Annotated in this window: 16 protein-coding genes; 11 read left to right on the forward strand and 5 right to left on the reverse strand. The window is 54.7% G+C overall.

What is annotated here, in order from left to right; translation table 11 throughout:
- The first annotated feature begins 30 nt into the window (after positions 1 to 30).
- The 3 genes from sgrT (at position 31) to SERAS12_RS03445 (ending at position 3,449) form a co-directional block, all read left to right on the forward strand.
- Positions 31 to 246, forward strand: a complete 216-nt coding sequence (sgrT, locus tag SERAS12_RS03435) for a glucose uptake inhibitor SgrT (RefSeq protein WP_013811482.1) — start codon at positions 31 to 33, stop codon at positions 244 to 246.
- Between the two features lie 382 nt (positions 247 to 628).
- A complete protein-coding gene (locus SERAS12_RS03440) occupies positions 629 to 1,834 on the forward strand; it encodes a sugar efflux transporter (protein WP_013811483.1) in 1,206 nt (401 codons plus the stop codon).
- Positions 1,835 to 1,976: 142 nt separating this feature from the next.
- Entirely contained in the window at positions 1,977 to 3,449 is a 1,473-nt protein-coding gene (locus SERAS12_RS03445; protein WP_013811484.1) for a DASS family sodium-coupled anion symporter, read from the forward strand.
- 134 nt (positions 3,450 to 3,583) lie between these two features.
- Here the strand turns inward: SERAS12_RS03445 and leuD are convergent, their stop codons facing one another.
- From leuD to leuA, 4 genes are read right to left on the reverse strand one after another with little or no spacing between them, the layout of a single operon-like run.
- A complete protein-coding gene (leuD, locus tag SERAS12_RS03450) occupies positions 3,584 to 4,186 on the reverse strand; it encodes a 3-isopropylmalate dehydratase small subunit (RefSeq protein ID WP_013811485.1) in 603 nt (200 codons plus the stop codon).
- 11 nt (positions 4,187 to 4,197) lie between these two features.
- Positions 4,198 to 5,598 (reverse strand): 3-isopropylmalate dehydratase large subunit, encoded by a 1,401-nt coding sequence (gene leuC, locus SERAS12_RS03455; RefSeq protein WP_013811486.1) that lies wholly within the window; start codon positions 5,596 to 5,598, stop codon positions 4,198 to 4,200.
- Position 5,599: 1 nt separating this feature from the next.
- Positions 5,600 to 6,691, reverse strand: coding sequence for a 3-isopropylmalate dehydrogenase (gene leuB, locus SERAS12_RS03460; protein ID WP_004950110.1), 1,092 nt, complete (start codon positions 6,689 to 6,691; stop codon positions 5,600 to 5,602).
- Positions 6,692 to 6,693: 2 nt separating this feature from the next.
- Positions 6,694 to 8,268 carry a 2-isopropylmalate synthase gene (gene leuA, locus SERAS12_RS03465; RefSeq protein WP_004950113.1) on the reverse strand — a complete coding sequence of 525 codons (1,575 nt, stop codon included), beginning with the start codon at positions 8,266 to 8,268 and terminating at the stop codon, positions 6,694 to 6,696.
- Positions 8,269 to 9,144: 876 nt separating this feature from the next.
- On the opposite strand from leuA, the gene leuO reads away from it, so the two are divergent.
- The 5 genes from leuO to cra all read left to right on the forward strand — a co-directional run bounded on the left by leuO (position 9,145) and on the right by cra (position 16,308).
- Positions 9,145 to 10,092: a transcriptional regulator LeuO gene (leuO, locus tag SERAS12_RS03470; protein ID WP_013811487.1), complete on the forward strand. Its 948-nt coding sequence runs from the start codon at positions 9,145 to 9,147 to the stop codon at positions 10,090 to 10,092.
- A gap of 465 nt (positions 10,093 to 10,557) precedes the next feature.
- Positions 10,558 to 12,366 (forward strand): long-chain fatty acid--CoA ligase, encoded by a 1,809-nt coding sequence (locus tag SERAS12_RS03475; RefSeq protein ID WP_013811488.1) that lies wholly within the window; start codon positions 10,558 to 10,560, stop codon positions 12,364 to 12,366.
- A gap of 508 nt (positions 12,367 to 12,874) precedes the next feature.
- The gene (gene ilvI, locus SERAS12_RS03480; RefSeq protein ID WP_004950120.1) at positions 12,875 to 14,593 is read left to right on the forward strand and encodes an acetolactate synthase 3 large subunit; all 1,719 of its coding nucleotides are present in this window, start codon (positions 12,875 to 12,877) and stop codon (positions 14,591 to 14,593) included.
- A gap of 2 nt (positions 14,594 to 14,595) precedes the next feature.
- Complete coding sequence (gene ilvN / locus SERAS12_RS03485; RefSeq protein WP_004950121.1) at positions 14,596 to 15,087, forward strand: acetolactate synthase small subunit; 492 nt, start codon at positions 14,596 to 14,598, stop codon at positions 15,085 to 15,087.
- A 216-nt stretch (positions 15,088 to 15,303) separates the two neighbouring features.
- A complete protein-coding gene (cra, locus tag SERAS12_RS03490; protein ID WP_004950124.1) occupies positions 15,304 to 16,308 on the forward strand; it encodes a catabolite repressor/activator in 1,005 nt (334 codons plus the stop codon).
- A 47-nt stretch (positions 16,309 to 16,355) separates the two neighbouring features.
- On the opposite strand, the gene SERAS12_RS03495 is transcribed toward cra, so the two are convergent.
- Complete coding sequence (locus tag SERAS12_RS03495) at positions 16,356 to 16,796, reverse strand: L-alanine exporter AlaE (RefSeq protein WP_013811489.1); 441 nt, start codon at positions 16,794 to 16,796, stop codon at positions 16,356 to 16,358.
- 871 nt (positions 16,797 to 17,667) lie between these two features.
- Here SERAS12_RS03495 and mraZ point away from each other — a divergent pair.
- From mraZ to ftsL, 3 genes are read left to right on the forward strand one after another with little or no spacing between them, the layout of a single operon-like run.
- On the forward strand, positions 17,668 to 18,126 hold the full coding sequence (mraZ, locus tag SERAS12_RS03500; protein WP_004950128.1) for a division/cell wall cluster transcriptional repressor MraZ: 459 nt from the start codon (positions 17,668 to 17,670) through the stop codon (positions 18,124 to 18,126).
- 2 nt (positions 18,127 to 18,128) lie between these two features.
- Positions 18,129 to 19,070, forward strand: a complete 942-nt coding sequence (gene rsmH / locus SERAS12_RS03505; RefSeq protein ID WP_004950130.1) for a 16S rRNA (cytosine(1402)-N(4))-methyltransferase RsmH — start codon at positions 18,129 to 18,131, stop codon at positions 19,068 to 19,070.
- Complete coding sequence (gene ftsL, locus SERAS12_RS03510) at positions 19,067 to 19,387, forward strand: cell division protein FtsL (RefSeq protein WP_004950132.1); 321 nt, start codon at positions 19,067 to 19,069, stop codon at positions 19,385 to 19,387. The genes rsmH and ftsL overlap by 4 nt, the downstream gene beginning before the upstream one ends.
- Positions 19,388 to 19,403: the final 16 nt, after the last annotated feature.

The raw sequence follows: 19,403 nt of genomic DNA on the forward strand, positions 1-19,403 counted from the left end.
AATTTTCCTCAATGAATGGGGGAGGGGCGAATGATGAAAGCTTTCTTGTCAAAACAGTTCTATCAGCGCTACTTCAGCGCGGTGCGCCGCCAGCACGCCGACTGGTTGGGGCTGGTGCCGGAACAGGCGCGCCTGGAGATGTTGGCTCACCTGACCCAGTGGGATCTTAGGCTACGTCCCACCGTTGACCGTGGTGCCGTCGCAGACCCAAAAGCCCGTTATCCCGACGAAGGGAGCAGCCCATAGTGGGCTATGGGCAAGCCCGCCAACACAGAAAACGGGTTTTTGGGGCGCGACCCGAAGGGCTGGGCCATTTGAGCGCACATCTGTGTTGCGCGCCGCTTATTTGGCCCACCAAACCTCACGACACGCGCCTTGCTGCACGCCCAAATGACCGCCAGCGGCGCTCACGTGCAACGGTGGGGCGTAGCCTCGATATGACGGACAAGCAATACCGCGAGCACCTCTGAGGTTGCGGTAGCAAAAATGTTTCTGAGTAATGGTGTTGTTCACCAGCCAGTGGGGTCATGCCCACTGGTTTTTTTATTATCGGTCGCGGTGATGTTCTTGCAATTTTTTCACCGTAGCCTAAGGTTTTGTCTTCCGCTTTAGGGGCAGGGACGAAGATATGAAACGACTGTACTGGTTGCCGCGCCGCTTTAATCCCATTTTTGCCGCATTCCTGCTGATTGCTTTTCTTTCCGGGATCGCCGGAGCGCTGATGGCACCGACGCTGAGTCTGTTCCTCACCACTGAAGTCAAGGTGCGGCCGCTTTGGGTGGGGTTGTTCTACACCGTCAACGCCATTGCCGGCATCGTCGTCAGCTTTCTGCTGGCCAAGCGTTCAGATACGCGTGGTGACCGACGCACGCTGATCCTGGTGTGTTGCCTGATGGCGGTCGGCAACTGCCTGCTGTTTGCCTTCAACCGCGACTACCTGACGCTGATCACCGCCGGGGTGCTGATGTCGGCGATTGCCAATACCGCCATGCCGCAGATTTTTGCTCTGGCGCGGGAGTATGCCGATAGTTCGGCGCGCGAAGTGGTGATGTTCAGCTCGGTCATGCGTGCGCAGCTGTCGCTGGCGTGGGTGATCGGTCCACCTCTGGCGTTCACGCTGGCGTTGAACTACGGCTTTACCTGGATGTTTGGGATTGCCGCCGCCACTTTCGCGATCTGTGCCTTGCTGGTGTGGTTTACCTTGCCTTCAGTGCCGCGCACCCAACCGGCGGAGCAGGGTGATGCGCTGGACGGTGTGCCTTCGGCCCCGATAGCGTCCGCCAGCGCCTGGCGAAACCGCGATGTGCGGTTGTTGTTTATCGCCTCGATGCTGATGTGGACTTGCAACACCCTGTACATCATCGATATGCCGCTGTACATCACCGCCGATCTGGGCCTGCCGGAAAACCTTGCGGGGTTGTTGATGGGCACGGCCGCCGGGCTGGAGATCCCGGCGATGCTGCTGGCCGGTTATTACGTCAAACGTTTCGGCAAGCGCAATATGATGCTGTTTGCCGTGGTGGCCGGCATCCTGTTTTATGCCGGATTGGCGGTGTTTAAATTCAAGCTGGCGCTGATGGTCTTGCAACTGTTCAACGCCATATTTATCGGCATCATCGCCGGTATCGGCATGCTCTATTTCCAGGATCTGATGCCAGGGCGACCCGGCGCAGCGACGACCTTGTTTACCAACAGTATTTCCACCGGGGTGATCCTGGCCGGCGTGCTGCAAGGCGCACTGGTGGAAAACCTGGGGCACTATGCGGTTTACTGGTTGGCGACAGCCCTGGCGGTGGTGGCGCTGTGGATCAGTATCCGGGTTCGAGAAGTGTAAACACTAACGTCATTAACATTGATGCATGTCATTGAGAACATTAAGCCAGAACCCCAAGCTATACGGACCCGGAGCGCGATAGCGGCGCTCTTGCCCATCTTGCTGCTGAGATGCCGATCCGTTTAGACCATTTGGGTATGCCATGGACAAACTAACACCGCTCAAACCTGTCCCCTCTTTGTGTGCCGTTGCCGCCGTTTTGCTTATTTGGTTTGTCATCCCGGTTCCTGAAGGGGTTGCGCCCAATGCCTGGCATTTGCTGGCGCTGTTTATCGGCACCATCATTGCCATCATCGGCAAGGCGATGCCGATTGGCGCCGTTTCGGTGGTGGCCATCGCGCTGGTGGCAATCACCGGGGTGACTAATCCCGGCAAACCGGGTGCAGCGCTGGAGGATGCGCTTAGCGGCTTCTCCAATCAGCTGATTTGGCTGATTGGCTTTTCGATCATGATCTCCTTTAGCCTCAACAAAACCGGGTTGGGTTCGCGGATCGGTTACTATTTTATTTCCCTGTTCGGCAAAAAGACGCTGGGTATCGCCTATGCGCTGACGCTGGCGGAACTCACTTTGGCGCCGGTTACCCCGAGCAATACCGCCCGTGGCGGCGGGATTATTCATCCGATAATGAAGTCGATCGCCGACAGCTTCGGATCCCGGCCGGAGCTGAACAGTTCCGGCAAGATTGGCCGTTATCTGGCGCTGGTGAATTACAATATCAACCCGGTGAGCTCGGCGATGTTCATTACCGCCACCGCGTCTAACCCTCTGATCGTAAGCCTGATCGCCAAAGGCACCGGCGGCAGCCTGGAACTGTCATGGTCGATGTGGGCGCTCGCCGCACTGGTGCCGGGGCTCTGTTCGTTGGCGGCGATACCGCTGGTGCTTTATCTGTTGTACCCGCCGGAGATTAAAAGCACCCCGGACGCACCGCGTTTTGCGCGGGAAAAACTCGCTGCATTGGGCCCGGTGACGTTGCCGGAGAAAATCACTTTAGGGGTGTTTGCCCTGCTGCTGGTGCTGTGGGCCGGCATTCCGGCGATGATCTTTGGCCCAGCGTGGCTGGTAAACCCGACCACGGCGGCGCTAATCGGCCTGGCGGTGCTGCTGGCGACCGGCGTGTTGAGCTGGGAGGACGTGCTGAAGCACAAGGGAGCCTGGGATACGGTGGTGTGGTTCTCTGCGCTGGTAATGATGGCCAGTTTCCTCGGCAAGCTTGGGCTGATTGACTGGCTGTCGCACTCCGTCGGCAGCGGCATCGATCATATGGGGATGAGCTGGGTGGGGGGCGCTATCTTGCTAACCGCCATCTATCTCTATTCGCATTATTTCTTTGCCAGCGCCACCGCTCACGTTACCGCTATGTTTGCCGCCTTCCTGGCTGCCGGAATGACATTGGGCGCACCGCCGGCGCTGCTGGGGTTGATTCTGGCGTTCGCCTCTTCTCTGATGATGTCACTGACCCATTACGGTACCGGCACTGCGCCTATTGTCTTCGGTTCCGGTTACGTGACGCTGGGAGAATGGTGGAAAACCGGTTTTGTGGTGAGCGTGGTTAACCTGCTGATCTGGATCCTGATCGGCGGGGCGTGGTGGAAGTGGCTGGGTTACTGGTAATCCCCGTCATACTTGAAGTTGCCGCTGTGTTGACTGCGTGAGCGCACCCCTGTCACTTGGTTAGCCAAGCTCCAGGGGATTGACTCACTTGCCGCCTTGCCGCAGCCCCAATTATTTAGGGTATTGGAAGACGATCAGTTCAGAAACGCCGGCTGCTGCGCCTCGTAGCGGGAGATGTCCGCTTCGTGTTGCAGCGTGAGGCCGATGCTGTCCAACCCGTGAATCATGCAGTGGCGGCGGAAGCTGTCGATCTCGAACGGATAGCTTTTTCCACCGGCATTCACCGTCTGATTTTCCAGATCCACCACAAACTCGGTACCTTCGTTTTCAGCCACCAGCTTGAACAGCGTATCCACGTCCTGTTCGCTCAGTGTCACCGGCAGCAACTGGTTGTTGAATGAGTTGCCGTAGAAGATATCGGCGAAGCTTGGCGCTATCACCACGTTGAAACCGTAGTCGGTCAGCGCCCAGGGCGCATGCTCGCGTGAGGAGCCGCAGCCGAAGTTCTCACGCGCCAACAGGATGCTGGCCCCTTTGTAGCGCGGCTTGTTCAGCACGAACTCCGGGTTCGGTTGCTGGCCGGCGTCGTCCAAAAAGCGCCAGTCGTTAAACAGGTGCTGGCCGAAACCCGTACGGGTGACTTTCTGCAAAAACTGTTTTGGAATAATGGCGTCGGTGTCGACGTTGGCCGCATCCAAAGGCACCACTAAACCGGTATGTTGAGTAAATTTAGCCACGGTAGTGCCCCTTAATGAATATCACGGATATCGGCGAAATGGCCGGCAACGGCGGCGGCGGCAGCCATTGCCGGGCTGACCAGGTGGGTACGCCCACCGCGGCCCTGACGCCCTTCGAAGTTACGGTTGCTGGTGGATGCGCAGCGTTCGCCCGGATTCAGGCGGTCGTTGTTCATCGCCAGGCACATGGAACAGCCCGGCAAACGCCATTCAAAACCGGCTTCAATAAAAATCTTGTCCAGACCTTCGGCTTCGGCCTGCGCTTTTACCGGGCCGGAGCCAGGCACCACGATGGCCTGAACGCCGTTGGCGACTTTACGCCCTTTGGCAATCGCCGCCGCCGCACGCAGATCTTCGATGCGCGAGTTGGTGCAGGAACCGATAAACACTTTGTCGATCGGCACTTCCGTCAGCTTGATGCCCGGTTTCAGATCCATATAGGCCAACGCCTTCTCGGCCGAGGCGCGCTCGACCGGATCGCTAAAGGATTCCGGTGCCGGGATCGCCTGATTGACGGCGATCACTTGCCCTGGGTTGGTGCCCCAGGTCACCTGTGGCGCGATGTCTTCGGCGCGCAGGGTTACTACGGCGTCGAATTTGGCATCGTCGTCGGATTTCAGCGTGCGCCAGTAAGCGACGCCTTGTTCCCAACTCTCGCCGGTAGGCGCAAACTGACGGCCTTTCAGATAATCAAAGGTGGTGTCGTCCGGCGCGACCAGGCCCGCTTTGGCGCCCATTTCGATCGCCATGTTGCACAGCGTCATGCGGCCTTCCATGCTCAGCGCTTCAATCGCCTTGCCACAGAACTCCACCACGTGGCCGGTGCCGCCGGCACTGCCGGTTTTACCGATCACCGCCAGCACGATGTCCTTGGCGGTGATGCCTTCCGCAGCGACGCCGGTCACTTCAATTTTCATGGTCTTGGCGCGGCCCTGTTTCAGGGTCTGGGTCGCCAGCACGTGCTCCACTTCCGAAGTACCGATCCCAAAAGCCAGCGATCCGAAGGCGCCGTGGGTGGCGGTATGGGAGTCGCCACAGACGATGGTCATGCCCGGCAGCGTCATGCCCTGCTCTGGGCCGATAACGTGCACGATGCCCTGGAAGGGGTGGTTCAGGTCGTACAGCGAAACGCCGAACTCAGCGCAGTTCTTGATCAGTTCCTGCATCTGAATGCGGGCCATCTCGCCGCTGGCATTAATGTCTTTGGTCTGGGTGGACACGTTGTGGTCCATGGTGGCAAAGGTCTTGCCCGGCTGGCGTACTTTGCGGCCCATGGCGCGCAGACCGTCGAACGCCTGCGGAGAAGTGACTTCGTGTACCAGATGGCGATCGATATACAACAGCGGCGTTTCGTTTGGCGCTTCGTACACCACGTGGGCATCGTATAATTTCTGATATAACGTTTTCGACATGTTATGCCCCCTGAGCTACAAAGCGGGCGATGATGTCACCCATTTCATCGGTGCTGATGGCTTTGCCCTCACCGGCCAGATCGGCGGTGCGGTAACCTTGTTCCAGCGCCTGGTTGATGGCGCGTTCAATGGCGTCGGCCGCCTCAGAGGCCCCCAGGCTGTAACGCAGCAACAGGGTGGCGGACAGGATCTGGGCGATCGGGTTGGCGATGCCTTTACCCGCGATATCCGGCGCAGAACCGCCCGCAGGCTCATACAGACCAAAGCCCTGTTCGTTCAGGCTGGCAGAAGGCAACATGCCCATCGAACCGGTGATCATCGCGCATTCGTCGGACAAGATATCGCCGAACAGGTTGGAACACAGCAACACGTCGAACTGCGACGGGTCTTTAATCAGCTGCATGGTGGCGTTGTCGATGTACATGTGCGACAGCGACACGTCCGGATAGTCTTTGGCAACCTGGTTCACCACTTCGCGCCACAGAATGGAGCTTTGCAGCACGTTGGCCTTATCGATAGAGGTCACTTTGTTACGGCGTTTACGCGCGGACTCAAAGGCGATGCGCGCAATGCGTTCGATCTCGAAGCGGTGATACACCTCGGTATCGAAAGCGCGTTCCTGCATGCCCTGGCCTTCACGGCCTTTCGGTTGACCGAAGTAGATACCGCCGGTCAACTCACGCACGCACAGGATGTCAAAGCCACGGGCGGCGATATCGGCGCGCAGCGGACAAAATTCTTCCAAACCCTGGTACAGGCGGGCTGGACGCAGGTTACTGAACAGTTTGAAGTGCTTGCGTAACGGCAGCAATGCACCGCGCTCAGGCTGTTCTGCCGGCGGCAGATGTTCCCATTTCGGGCCGCCCACCGAACCGAACAGGATCGCATCGGCCTGCTCGCACCCGCTGAGGGTGGCCTGCGGCAACGGGCTGCCGTGGCGATCGATGGCAATGCCACCGACGTCGTATTCGCTGGTGGTGATGCGGATATCAAAGCGCTGACGCACTGCGTCCAGCACCTTGTGCGCCTGAGCCATTACTTCCGGGCCGATTCCGTCTCCGGGCAAGACGGCAATATGGTAAGTCTTCGTCATGTTCACACCGTTTCCTGATTATTTTGATGTTTGCTTTGCTGCAGACGCTGTTTTTCTTTTTCTACCTGCTGGGAGCGCCAAATATTATTCAATACGTGAACCATCGCCTTGGCAGAGGATTCCACGATGTCGGTCGCCAGACCCACGCCGTGGAAGCGGCGGCCGTTGTAGGACACCACGATATCAACCTGGCCCAGCGCGTCGCGGCCCTGGCCTTTGGCGGTCAGTTGATACTTCACTAATTCGATCGGGTAGTCGGTAATACGATTGATGGCCTGATAAACCGCGTCGACCGGGCCGTTGCCGGTAGCTGCTTCGGCTTTTTCTTCATCGCCGCAGATCAGTTTCACCGAGGCGGTGGCCATAATGTTGGTGCCGGACTGCACGCTGAAATAGCCCAGGCTGTAATGCTCCGGCTCTTCCTGCTGCTTGTTAATGAAGGCTAAAGCCTCCAGATCGTAATCGAATACCTGGCCTTTCTTGTCGGCCAGTTTCAGGAACGCCGTGTACAGGGTGTCCAGGTTGTAGTCCTGTTCCTTATAGCCCATCTCTTCCATGCGGTGTTTTACCGCAGCGCGGCCGGAACGGGAGGTCAGGTTCAACTGCACGTCTTTCAGACCTATGGTCTGCGGCGACATGATTTCGTAGTTTTCACGGTTCTTCAGCACGCCGTCCTGATGAATGCCGGAGGAGTGGGCGAAGGCATTGGAACCCACGATCGCTTTGTTGGCAGGAATCGGCATGTTGCACAGTTGGCTGACCAACTGGCTGGTGCGGAAGATTTCCTGGTGATTAATGTTGGTGTGCACGTTCATGATGTCCTGGCGCACTTTTATCGCCATGATCACTTCTTCCAGCGAGGTATTGCCGGCGCGTTCACCGATGCCGTTCAGCGTGCCTTCAACCTGACGAGCGCCTGCCTGTACGGCGGCGATGGAGTTACCGACCGCCATGCCCAGATCGTCGTGGCAGTGGACCGAAATAATGGCTTTATCAATGTTCGGTACGCGGTCATACAGGGTGGTGATGATGCCGCCGAACTGGTTCGGCGTGGTGTAGCCGACGGTGTCCGGGATATTGATGGTGGTGGCGCCGGCGTTGATGGCGGCTTCCACTACGCGGCACAGATTATCGATTGGCGTCCGGCCTGCGTCTTCGCAAGAGAACTCCACGTCGTCGGTGTAATTGCGGGCGCGCTTCACCGAGCGTACCGCCATCTCCAGCACTTCATCGAAAGAGCGCTTCAACTTGGATTCAATGTGCAGGGTCGATGTAGCCAGGAACACGTGAATACGGAAGGCTTCGGCAACGCGCAGCGCTTCGGCGGCGACGTCGATATCGTTATCTACGCAGCGGGCCAGGCCACATACGCGGCTGTTTTTGATCTGACGGGCGATGGTCTGCACCGATTCAAAATCACCCGGAGAGGAGACCGGGAAACCGACTTCCATTACGTCGACGCCCATTCTCTCCAGTGCCATGGCTATCTGAATCTTCTCTTTTACGCTCAGACTGGCTTGCAGCGCTTGTTCACCATCACGCAGCGTGGTATCGAAAATAATGACTTGTTGGCTCATCAGGGCGTTCCTTATCGTGTTTATTTCACGCTAAGCGGGTAAAAAAAAACCCGCGCAGTAGCGCGGGTTTGTTATGAGTGAGGGACTGAATCAGCTCTGAACTCCGTCCACCAGCATACCGCGCAAAGAAGATGCGTTAAGTAGTAGGCTTAGTAGACGGTGAGTACGGATCATGAGGGTTCAGCTTCTCTTAAAATTGTGTCGTTCCTAATTTGATACGTTATTGGCCTGGCGATGTCAACATCTGATTGAATAGGGGACGAACCCCTTGTCAGGAGATTGGGTAAAAGTGGTCGCAGAGGATAATTCGGTAAAAATGAGTAGGGTTAGCGGAAACGAAGGGGAAGTTTTGCGCATTGCTTAGCATAAATTAATCGAATATATGCGGCGGCAATTGCTTCTGCATCTCATTGGGTTAAAATTTGTATTGAAGCGATAAAGATATCTGACAACCGGAGGACGAAGTGCATACCATTTTTTTTGTAAATGGTTTCATTTAAATATATATAATTTATCTATTGGTGGAGGAGCAAGATAACAAGACGGTGCCTTTTTGCATGAACTAAACGTCTATTTTAGACGGTTGTGATATGTTTTTATCGCCTGGCTTATAATCGAAACTTTGCTGCTAAACAGTATTCATTATTTCATCTACCTATTTATTAGTACTGTATTGGCGCCGTTCTTCCCCGTAATGGTGGAAGTCTCTGGTACGCACCTCATATGCGGCTTTCGCCGCGGCGGTATAGCAAGGGTTTCTGTCGTTTGATTGAAGGAATAACTGGTCTTGTCTTGTGGAAATAAAACAATACGGTTTCACATTGTTTGTCTTGCACAGCGATAAGATTATCTACACAGGATTTAGTGGAGTGATATATGGCTGAATATGATTCAGAAGTTGCCATGGTTAAAGAGCCTGCGGACATTCATTTGCGCAGCGTCGATCTTAATTTGCTGACTGTTTTTGACGCCGTGATGCAAATGCAGAATATTACGCGAGCCGCTACTTCATTAGGGATGTCGCAACCGGCGGTGAGCAACGCGGTTGCGCGCCTGAAGGTGATGTTCAATGATGAGCTGTTTGTGCGCAGCGGGCGGGGGATCCAGCCCACGATGCGGGCCAGACAGTTATTCGGGCCGGTACGTCAGGCGCTGCAATTGGTGCAAAATGAACTGCCTGGCTCAGAGTTCGAACCGCTTACCAGTACACGGGCTTTCTCGCTATCCCTCTGCAGCCCGCTCGATTTACGGTTGGGAGCCAAGATAATCAACCACGTCAAACAGATAGCTCCACAGCTTAATTTGCAAGTTAAGTCATACATTAACAATAATATTGAGCATCAATTGCGTTATCAGGATGTTGAGTTCGTTATTGGCTACAGTCGATTTGAGTCGGCGGAGTTTCGCAGTTTGGCGTTGTTCGACGATGAGCTGGTGCTGGCAGTCGCGCAGGCGCACCCGAGAATGACTGCGGGTCTGACATCGGAGCAAGCTTTATCCGAGCAACATGCCGTGGTCTCGCTGGAAAGCTTTGGATCTTTCAGCAAGCCTTATTATATCGAAGAAACCATGCAGCGTGCAGTGACTCAGCAGTGCACCGATTTATATAGCGTGTTAAATATGGTATCCCAGACGGAAATGGTGGCTATTGCTCCGGCATGGCTGGTACGGCAACAGGCCACTTCATTGAAGATAAAAGCGGTGCCTTTATGTGCGCAAGACAATAAAGCGACATGTTATCTTTCCTGGCACGAATCGTCCGAACGCGATAAAGGGCATCAATGGATGAAATCCGTTCTGACTGAGGCGGGCAATCCAGAGTAAATCTATGGAATACTCTCCCTGAAGAAAGATAATATTTATATGAGTGGTTTTTTTTCATGATAAAAAGCTAAGAACTATCTTGGTTTTTATTAAGATGTTTCTGGGTTTTTGGCGAGAAAATAACTTTTCCATAGCTGTTATGATTATTTTATGAAAAATAATCAACATGAATTTATATTCTGATTTTTTAATTTTTACTGGTGTTTTAAACTGATTTGAATGGACGGCCCGCAGGGGCCGCATTTTGTCCCCGACATAAAACCTTTTCAGCGCTGCTTTGTCCAACCTGAGGGTGTGGTGAAGTTAGTCTGCATTTTGGCTCACACTTCTACGCTGAAAACTCTTTTCCCGCTGCCTGAGAGTAGGTAGACTGCGCGAAAAAAAGTAAACACGTGTAAGCTGAGATTCAGGGCAAGAGGCTCTGTTCGAGGTTAACTGTTTGATTCATTTCAGGCTTAGAGCGCTATGATCAATAATCTGCTGCAATACCATCTGACTCATCGTATACAGCACCAAATTTCCCATCGTGCCGATCGCACAGCTTTTCGCCAATGGTCTCCTGATGGCGAGACACAACTGACCTGGGGACAGGCCGACGTCCACATTAACCGCATCGCCAGCGCGCTGCTGGCGTTGGGGTCTGAAGTGCAGGAGCGCATCGCGATTTTTGCCAATAACTGCATGGCTTGGTCGCTGACGGATTTGGCTATCCTGCAACTTCGGGCGGTGAGTGTACCTTTGTATGCCACCAACACGCCCGCCCAGGCAGCATTTATTATTAATGATGCGGATATTCGCATCCTGTTCGTCGGCGAGCAGGCGCAGTTGGATGCAGCCATTGCGCTGCGCGGCGTATGCCCGCAGTTGAACCATATCATCGTGTTCGATGACGCAGCCGATCTGCGCGGGTGCGATATTGCCCAGTATCTGAGCGCCTTTGAGCGCGGGGCCGATGTTGATGCTTTTGAACCTCAACGACGGGAGCGTATTACAGAGTGCGATCTGCGGGATCTGTTCACTCTGATCTACACTTCCGGCACCACCGGCGAGCCAAAAGGAGTGATGCTGGATTACCGTAATCTGGCCGCGCAGCTCTATCTGCACGATGAGCGGCTAACGGTGAACGAAGACGATGTCTCCCTCAGCTTCCTGCCGATATCACACGTATTTGAGCGCATCTGGAGCTTCTTCATCATGCACTCGGGCGCGCAGAACGTGTATCTGCCGAATACTGACTGGGTGCGTGAAGCCATGACGGCGGTACGCCCGACGTTGATGTGCGCGGTACCCCGCTTCTACGAAAAAATCTTTAGCGCGGTGCATGAAAAGGTCGCGCGTGCGCCCTGGCTGCGTCGCGCGCTGTTCCATTGGGCGATCGTCTGTGGTGAACGCAAGTTCCTGCAGGAGCGTGCCGGCAAGCCGCTGGGTAAGTTGTTCAGCCTGTCTCACCGCTGGGCCGACAAACTGGTCCTGAGCAAGCTGCGCGGCATTCTCGGCGGGAGGGTGCGTTTCTTGCCGGCTGCGGGCGCCAAACTTGACGACAATGTCATCCTGTTTTTCCAGGCGATGGGCGTCAATATCAAATATGGTTACGGCATGACCGAGACCTGCGCCACCGTCTCCTGCTGGGAAGAGGGTAATTTCCGCTTTGGCTCTATCGGCAAGCCGTTGCCGGGGGTTGAAGTGCGTATTGGCGAGGAAAACGAGATTCAGGTACGTGGCCCCGTCGTGATGCGTGGCTATTTCAATAAGCCGCTGGAAACCGCCGCTTCTTTTACCGGGGACGGCTGGCTGAAAACCGGTGACGCCGGCGCGATTGACGAGGCGGGTAACCTGTTCATTACCGAGCGGCTGAAGGATTTGATGAAAACCTCCGGCGGCAAATATATTGCCCCGCAGATGCTCGAAGGCACGCTGGCTCAGGATCGTTTTATCGAGCAGGTGGCGATCATCGCCGATGCGCGTAAATTCGTATCGGCCCTGATCGTACCCAGCTTTGAGTCGCTGGAAGAGTATGCGAAATCCATCAACCTGAAATACCAGGATCGGCTTGAGCTGCTGCGTAATAGCCACATTATAGAAATGTTCGAGAGCCGTCTGCGCGACATGCAAAAAGAGCTGGCGCGCTTTGAGCAGGTGAAAAAGTTTACCCTGCTGCCGGCGGCCTTTTCGATGGAGTTGGGTGAACTCACTCCAACGCTGAAGCTGCGCCGGAAGGTGATTCTACAGCGCTACCAGCATGAAATTGACTCGATGTACCAGGATCAGGTTTAAGGATGTCGCCGGGCAGTGCGGCCGGCTAAAAAAACAGCATAATTATTGCCTGATATAGTTCTGTAATTCCCTATCTGCTCGAAACAATGCCTAGCCCGATCCTCCAGCGGCTAGTGCATTGTTTTTGTAAACCCCCAATCCTCAGCCACATGGCAATAACCACTCTACCGCTAGGTCTTTTTGTCGTTTGCCTGCTCAATACTCTGACGTTATGTTAAGCAGTTATATACCCGTTGTATTTCAAGCTGCAGCGTTGTTGGCTGCTTTATAAAGCCCATCCGTGGACCTTGCCCCTGGGCCGCTGTGAACCGCGTTCAGATCTGTTCCCGACAGATTTGTCGCTCGCCCCAGTGACTTGCGTAAGCGCCTGGGACTCTCGAACTGGCCGCCCGGCTGCAACTTGAAATCCATAGGGTATAATCGATCCACAAAAATGTTGGGGTATTACCCCACAACAGGCGCTACGTTCCGGCGTCAGACAAGAATAAGTAAGCCTGGAGGCAAACCCATGGAGATGTTGTCAGGAGCCGAGATGGTCGTCCGATCGTTGATCGATCAGGGCGTTAAGCATGTATTCGGATATCCGGGCGGGGCGGTACTCGATATCTACGACGCCCTGCATACGGTCGGAGGAATCGATCACATATTGGTGCGTCATGAGCAGGGTGCGGTGCATATGGCCGATGGCTATGCGCGCGCTACCGGTGAGGTCGGCGTGGTGCTGGTGACTTCCGGCCCCGGCGCGACCAATGCGATTACCGGCATTGCGACCGCCTATATGGACTCCATCCCGATGGTGGTGCTTTCCGGCCAGGTTCCAAGCTCGCTGATTGGTTATGATGCCTTCCAGGAGTGCGACATGGTCGGGATTTCTCGTCCGGTGGTGAAGCACAGTTTCCTGGTGAAGCGCACCGAGGATATCCCCGGCATCCTGAAAAAAGCCTTTTATCTGGCCTCAACCGGCCGTCCTGGCCCGGTCGTGATCGACCTGCCGAAAGATATCGTTGGCCCGGCGGTCAGAATGCCTTACGCCTATCCGCAGGAAGTGAGCATGCGCTCCTATAACCCAACGGTGCAGGGCCACCGCGGGCAGATAAAGCGCGCGCTGCAAACCATTTTGGCGGCTAAAAAACCGGTTATGTACGTTGGCGGCGGGGCGATAAACTCGGCCTGCGATGCAGAACTGCTGGAACTGGCGGAAAAGCTGAATCTGCCGGTGACCTGCACCCTGATGGGGCTGGGCGCCTTCCCCGGTACGCACCGCCAGAGCGTCGGCATGCTCGGCATGCACGGCACTTACGAAGCCAATAAAACCATGCACCATTCCGACGTGATCTTCGCCGTCGGCGTGCGTTTTGACGATCGCACTACCAATAACCTGGCAAAATACTGCCCGGATGCCACCGTACTGCATATCGATATTGATCCCACCTCGATCTCCAAGACGGTCGATGCCGATATTCCGATCGTGGGCGATGCCAAGCAGGTGCTGACCCAGATGCTGGAACTGCTGGCGCAGGACGATAAGGCGCAGGACTTCGATGCGCTGCGCGACTGGTGGCAGTCCATTGAGCAGTGGCGCGCGCGCGACTGTCTGGGCTATGACAAAAACAGCGGTACCATCAAGCCACAGGCCGTGATCGAAACCCTGCATCGTTTGACCAAGGGTGATGCTTACGTCACCTCCGATGTGGGCCAGCACCAGATGTTCGCCGCGCTCTACTACCCGTTCGACAAGCCGCGCCGCTGGATCAACTCCGGTGGGTTGGGCACCATGGGCTTCGGCCTGCCGGCAGCGCTGGGTGTGAAGCTGGCGTTGCCTGATGAGACCGTGGTGTGCGTAACCGGCGATGGCAGTATCCAGATGAACATTCAGGAGCTTTCCACCGCGTTGCAGTACAACCTGCCGGTGATAGTGGTGAACCTCAACAACCGCTATCTGGGCATGGTGAAGCAGTGGCAGGACATGATCTACTCCGGCCGCCATTCGCAGTCTTATATGGATTCCCTGCCTGATTTCGTCAAACTGGCGGAGGCTTACGGTCACGTAGGCATCGCCATTCGCACACCGGATGAGCTGGAAAGCAAACTTGCGCAGGCGTTGGCCGAGAAAGAACGACTGGTGTTTGTCGATGTCACCGTCGATGAGACCGAACATGTTTACCCAATGCAGATCCGCGGCGGAAGCATGGACGAAATGTGGTTAAGCAAAACGGAGAGGACCTGATCATGCGGCGTATTTTATCTGTATTGCTGGAAAACGAATCCGGTGCGTTGTCGCGTGTGGTGGGGTTGTTCTCCCAGCGTGGTTACAACATTGAAAGCCTGACGGTAGCGCCGACCGACGATCCCACGTTGTCGCGTATGACCATCCAAACCGTCGGCGATGAGAAAGTACTGGAGCAGATCGAAAAGCAGCTGCATAAGCTGGTGGATGTGCTGCGCGTCAGTGAGCTGGTGCAGGGTGCGCATGTCGAACGCGAGATCATGCTGGTGAAGCTGCAGGCCAGCGGTTATGGCCGCGAAGAGGTGAAACGCTGCGCCGACATTTTCCGTGGGCAGATTGTCGATGTTACGGCGACGCTTTACACCGTTCAGCTGGCCGGCACCAGCGACAAGCTGGATGCGTTTCTTAATGCAGTGCGCGAAGTGGCTGAAATTGTCGAAGTGGCGCGTTCCGGCGTCGTCGGCGTGTCGCGCGGCGATAAAATCATGCGCTGAAACGTGATATTGGCATAATCTGAGGGCGCGGCATGGCTGCGCCTTTTGTTTTTCGGTGTTTTTTGTCTGTTTGCTGGCACCTTTCGGCAAAAGCGGTTGCTCGGCAGTGTTTTCTGCTGTTAGATCGCAGAGGCTGGATTGAATAACCGCACGGGATGCGATGGTTAATCCGAGCATGGCTTTCACTTCTATTTTCAGCGTCATTAAGGGGTTAACGTGAAACTGGATGAAATCGCGCGTCTCGCTGGCGTTTCGCGCACCACGGCCAGTTATGTCATCAACGGCAAAGCGAAGCAGTATCGTGTCAGCGATAAAACCGTCGAAAAAGTGATGGCTGTGGTCAGGGAGCATAACTATCACCCGAATGCCGTCGCTGCAGGGTTGCGCGCCGGACGAACTCGCTCTATCGGCCTGGTGATACCGGATCTGGAAAACACCAGCTACACCCGCATCGCCAACTACCTGGAGCGTCAGGCGCGTCAGCGCGGTTATCAGCTATTGATTGCCTGTTCGGAAGATCAGCCGGATAACGAAATGCGCTGTATTGAACACCTGTTGCAACGCCAGGTCGACGCCATTATCGTTTCCACCGCGTTGCCGCCGGAGCACCCGTTCTATCAGCGCTGGGCCAAGGATCCATTACCGATAATCGCTCTGGATCGGGCGCTGGATCGCGAGCATTTCATCAGTGTGGTAGGGGCCGACCAAGAGGATTCCTTCGCGCTGGCGCAGGAGCTTCGCACTTTTCCGGCGGAGTCGGTGCTGTATCTGGGCGCGTTACCGGAGCTGTCCGTCAGTTTCCTGCGTGAGCAAGGATTCCGCCAGGCGTGGGAGGGCGACGAACGGCCTGTCGATTATCTGTATGCCAACAGCTATGAACGCGAGGCTGCCGGCGTACTGTTTGCAGAATGGTTGAAAACGCATCCGATGCCGCAGGCGTTGTTCACCACCTCTTTCTCTCTGTTGCAGGGGGTGATGGATGTGACGTTGAAACAGCGGGGTCGTTTACCGACCGATCTGGCGATCGCCACCTTCGGCGATCACGAGCTGCTGGACTTTCTTGAGTGCCCGGTGCTCGCGGTAGCGCAGCGCCACCGTGATGTGGCTGAACGGGTACTGGAACTGGTGCTGGCCAGTCTGGATGAGCCGCGCAAGCCTAAACCGGGCCTGACGCGTATTCGCCGCAATCTGTTCCGTCGCGGTAGTCTGAGCCGGAAATAAATAATACAGGCGGGGCGGCGACGCTGTTTCCTGCCTGTCTCCCCGCCTTATACGTAGCCGGTTACCCGGAACAGCTTTCTGCAGTATTCAAGAAAGTAGCCATATACCACGCCCATCGCCATCGAGACCACGGCATTTCCGGCCACCGCGGTCATAATTTGCTGTCCATCTGCGCCTACGCTCCACAATATGGCGGCGTACACTGGCGATTGAAAACTGACATACGCCAGCAAATCGGCGAGGTTACGCAGCAACCATTGCCCGTGATGAGAGCGTTTCGCAAGGCGAATAAACAGGTCGCGGTAGCGTCCATAGGGCCAGGCGATCAGGATATTCACCGGGATCGACACCAGGCGGGAGGAGAGCGATTGCTGAAAATTCATGCCGGAAACCAGCATTTCTATCGCCATTCCGGCGATGAAACAGTACACCACCAGTGCAAAAGTATCGGCGGCGGCGCTACGCCAATAAGCGACAGGCGAAAGCATGCTGCAATCTCCTTATGTGTTAGTTAATATTCTGTTAATTTCTATGATTGTGGTTGTTAATTCTTGATTGTTGCATTTTTTATAGTTTACTCCTCTGCATTGGTTTTCTTGGGTAGTTGAATATTTTTATTTATTGCCCTTGGCTGGTTTTTATCCTGAGGAAGAGCGGTAGAATCTGGCGTGAAGGGATTAAAACGGGAGGTTTTTTACTTTTATGATTTAAAACATACAGTTACGATTATTTTCATTATAAAGTGCATTTTCACAGCAAAAATTGTGGGAATAAATGATGTAAGGAAATGAAACCATAATTGTAAACAGGTATTTTGAGAATAATCTTACCAAACTGATTTAAATCGAAAATAACTCGCCTCGTAATATCCGAGTAATTTATTTTTTCATCTGGCTTATCACTGACGCTTTAATTGAAGTAAAATAGCGCCCGACCTGAAGTGCAATAACCGTTGAGCGTTATTAACTCAATGGCTTATGCCGTATTTCGCCAACGACGGGAGTTTACGGCGAGCCTTGACCGGTGCGGGTTACGGCGGGTTACAGGGTTGTGATTGCCGAGCTAAAAAATGAGACATCGATTGCAGAAGGAAGTAATGAGTTAATTAATCGCCAATTTGTCAGGTTTTTAATCACCCTCTTTCCGCTCAGAAAATTATCCCCGTTTATCATGATGTTAATTTTAACTCATCGAATAAATAGCGTTCCTTTCGCGAGTCAGCTCCCAAAATGACGGGAGAAATATTGCCAAAGCGCCGCCGCTCTGGCTTGACAAGGTTTTCATACCCTCCGTAAACTCCCTTATGTGGGAATTTGTGGTGTAAAGTGGTGAAAACGGTCATGAAGGGGTAGCTCAGGAATGTTCCGTGGGGCAACGATGGTTAATCTCGACAGCAAAGGGCGGCTTGCCGTACCCACCCGTTATCGGGATTTGCTGAACGAGCAATCGCAAGGCCAAATGGTCTGTACCATTGACCTCCATCAGTCCTGCCTGCTGCTTTACCCCTTGCCCGAATGGGAAATTATTGAACAAAAATTATCCCGTCTGTCGAGTATGAATCCCGCAGAGCGCCGCGTTCAGCGCTTATTGTTGGGGCATGCCAGTGAGTGTCAGATGGACAGCGCCGGTCGGTTGTTGCTAGCTACTACGCTACGTCAACACGCCGGGCTTACAAAAGAAGTGATGCTGGTCGGGCAGTTCAACAAGTTTGAACTGTGGGATGAACAGACCTGGTATCAACAAGTCAAGGATGATATTGACGCAGAACAGTCGACTCAGGAACCGTTGTCTGAGCGGCTACAGGACTTGTCGCTATAAGCATGTTGGAAAACTATAAACACACCACCGTACTGTTGGATGAGGCGGTTAATGGCCTCAATATTCGCAGTAACGGCATATATATCGACGGTACTTTTGGTCGCGGTGGCCATTCTCGTCTGATTCTGTCCCAACTGGGGCCGGAAGGACGTTTGTTGGCAATTGACCGTGATCCACAGGCGATTGCAGCCGCCAAGTCTATTGAAGATCCTCGTTTTACCATCGTACACGGCCCATTTTCTGATTTGTCACACTATGTGCGGGAACGCGAATTGGTGGGGCAGATTGATGGCGTCTTACTCGATTTGGGCGTTTCTTCGCCGCAGTTAGATGACGCAGAACGCGGTTTCTCCTTCATGCGTGACGGTCCATTGGACATGCGCATGGACCCATCAAGCGGCCAGTCCGCCTCTGAATGGCTGTTGAAAGCGGAAGCGGACGACATTGCCTGGGTGCTGAAAACCTTCGGCGAGGAGCGTTTCGCCAAGCGCATTGCCCGCGCCATCGTGGAAAGAAACCGTGTCGAGCCGATGACGCGCACCAAAGAGCTGGCTGACCTGATCGCCAATGCCAGCCCGTTCCGGGAAAAACACAAACATCCGGCAACGCGCAGTTTCCAGGCCATTCGTATTTATATCAACAGTGAGCTGGAAGAGATTGAGCGTGCGCTGGACGGCGCGCTGGAAGTGCTGGCCCCGCAGGGCCGTCTGTCGATCATCAGTTTCCACTCGTTGGAAGATCGTATCGTCAAACGCTTTATGCGCCACCATAGCCGCGGTGCTCAGGTGCCGGCAGGTCTGCCGCTGACTGAAGAGCAGTTGCGTGGCATGGGCGGGCGTACGCTGAAAGCGTTGGGCAAGATGATGCCTTCGCAAGATGAAGTGGCGGAAAACCCACGCGCGCGCAGTTCAGTGCTGCGCATTGCCGAGAGGATGCCCGCGTGATTGGTAATGAACGCCACGGTTTGGTTGGGGTGATTGGCGGCGATCTGCTGCGTAACGCCAAGATCCCATTGATTTTACTGGTCGCTTCACTGATTTCTGCGATTTTTGTGGTGACTACCGCACACCGTACTCGCCTGCTGACCGCTGAACGCGAGCAGTTGGTGCTTGAGCGGGATGCTCTGGATATTGAATGGCGCAACCTGATTTTGGAGGAGAACGCCCTCGGCGACCACAGCCGGGTCGAGCGTATCGCCACCGAAAAGCTGCAGATGCAACATGTTGATCCATCGCAGGAAAATATCATCGTTAAACAATGAATAGTTTAACTTAAAT

The organism is Serratia sp. AS12, from assembly GCF_000214195.1.
Lineage (GTDB): Bacteria > Pseudomonadota > Gammaproteobacteria > Enterobacterales > Enterobacteriaceae > Serratia > Serratia plymuthica.

Bases quoted from the DNA above. Each gene is read 5' to 3' on its own strand.
- sgrT (WP_013811482.1), top strand. From the start codon at position 31: ATGATGAAAGCTTTCTTGTCAAAACAGTTCTATCAGCGCTACTTCAGC.
- SERAS12_RS03440 (WP_013811483.1), top strand. From the start codon at position 629: ATGAAACGACTGTACTGGTTGCCGCGCCGCTTTAATCCCATTTTTGCC.
- SERAS12_RS03445 (WP_013811484.1), top strand. From the start codon at position 1,977: ATGGACAAACTAACACCGCTCAAACCTGTCCCCTCTTTGTGTGCCGTT.
- leuC (WP_013811486.1), bottom strand. From the start codon at position 5,598: ATGTCGAAAACGTTATATCAGAAATTATACGATGCCCACGTGGTGTAC.
- leuB (WP_004950110.1), bottom strand. From the start codon at position 6,691: ATGACGAAGACTTACCATATTGCCGTCTTGCCCGGAGACGGAATCGGC.
- leuA (WP_004950113.1), bottom strand. From the start codon at position 8,268: ATGAGCCAACAAGTCATTATTTTCGATACCACGCTGCGTGATGGTGAA.
- leuO (WP_013811487.1), top strand. From the start codon at position 9,145: ATGGCTGAATATGATTCAGAAGTTGCCATGGTTAAAGAGCCTGCGGAC.
- SERAS12_RS03475 (WP_013811488.1), top strand. From the start codon at position 10,558: ATGATCAATAATCTGCTGCAATACCATCTGACTCATCGTATACAGCAC.
- ilvI (WP_004950120.1), top strand. From the start codon at position 12,875: ATGGAGATGTTGTCAGGAGCCGAGATGGTCGTCCGATCGTTGATCGAT.
- ilvN (WP_004950121.1), top strand. From the start codon at position 14,596: ATGCGGCGTATTTTATCTGTATTGCTGGAAAACGAATCCGGTGCGTTG.
- SERAS12_RS03495 (WP_013811489.1), bottom strand. From the start codon at position 16,796: ATGCTTTCGCCTGTCGCTTATTGGCGTAGCGCCGCCGCCGATACTTTT.
- mraZ (WP_004950128.1), top strand. From the start codon at position 17,668: ATGTTCCGTGGGGCAACGATGGTTAATCTCGACAGCAAAGGGCGGCTT.
- rsmH (WP_004950130.1), top strand. From the start codon at position 18,129: ATGTTGGAAAACTATAAACACACCACCGTACTGTTGGATGAGGCGGTT.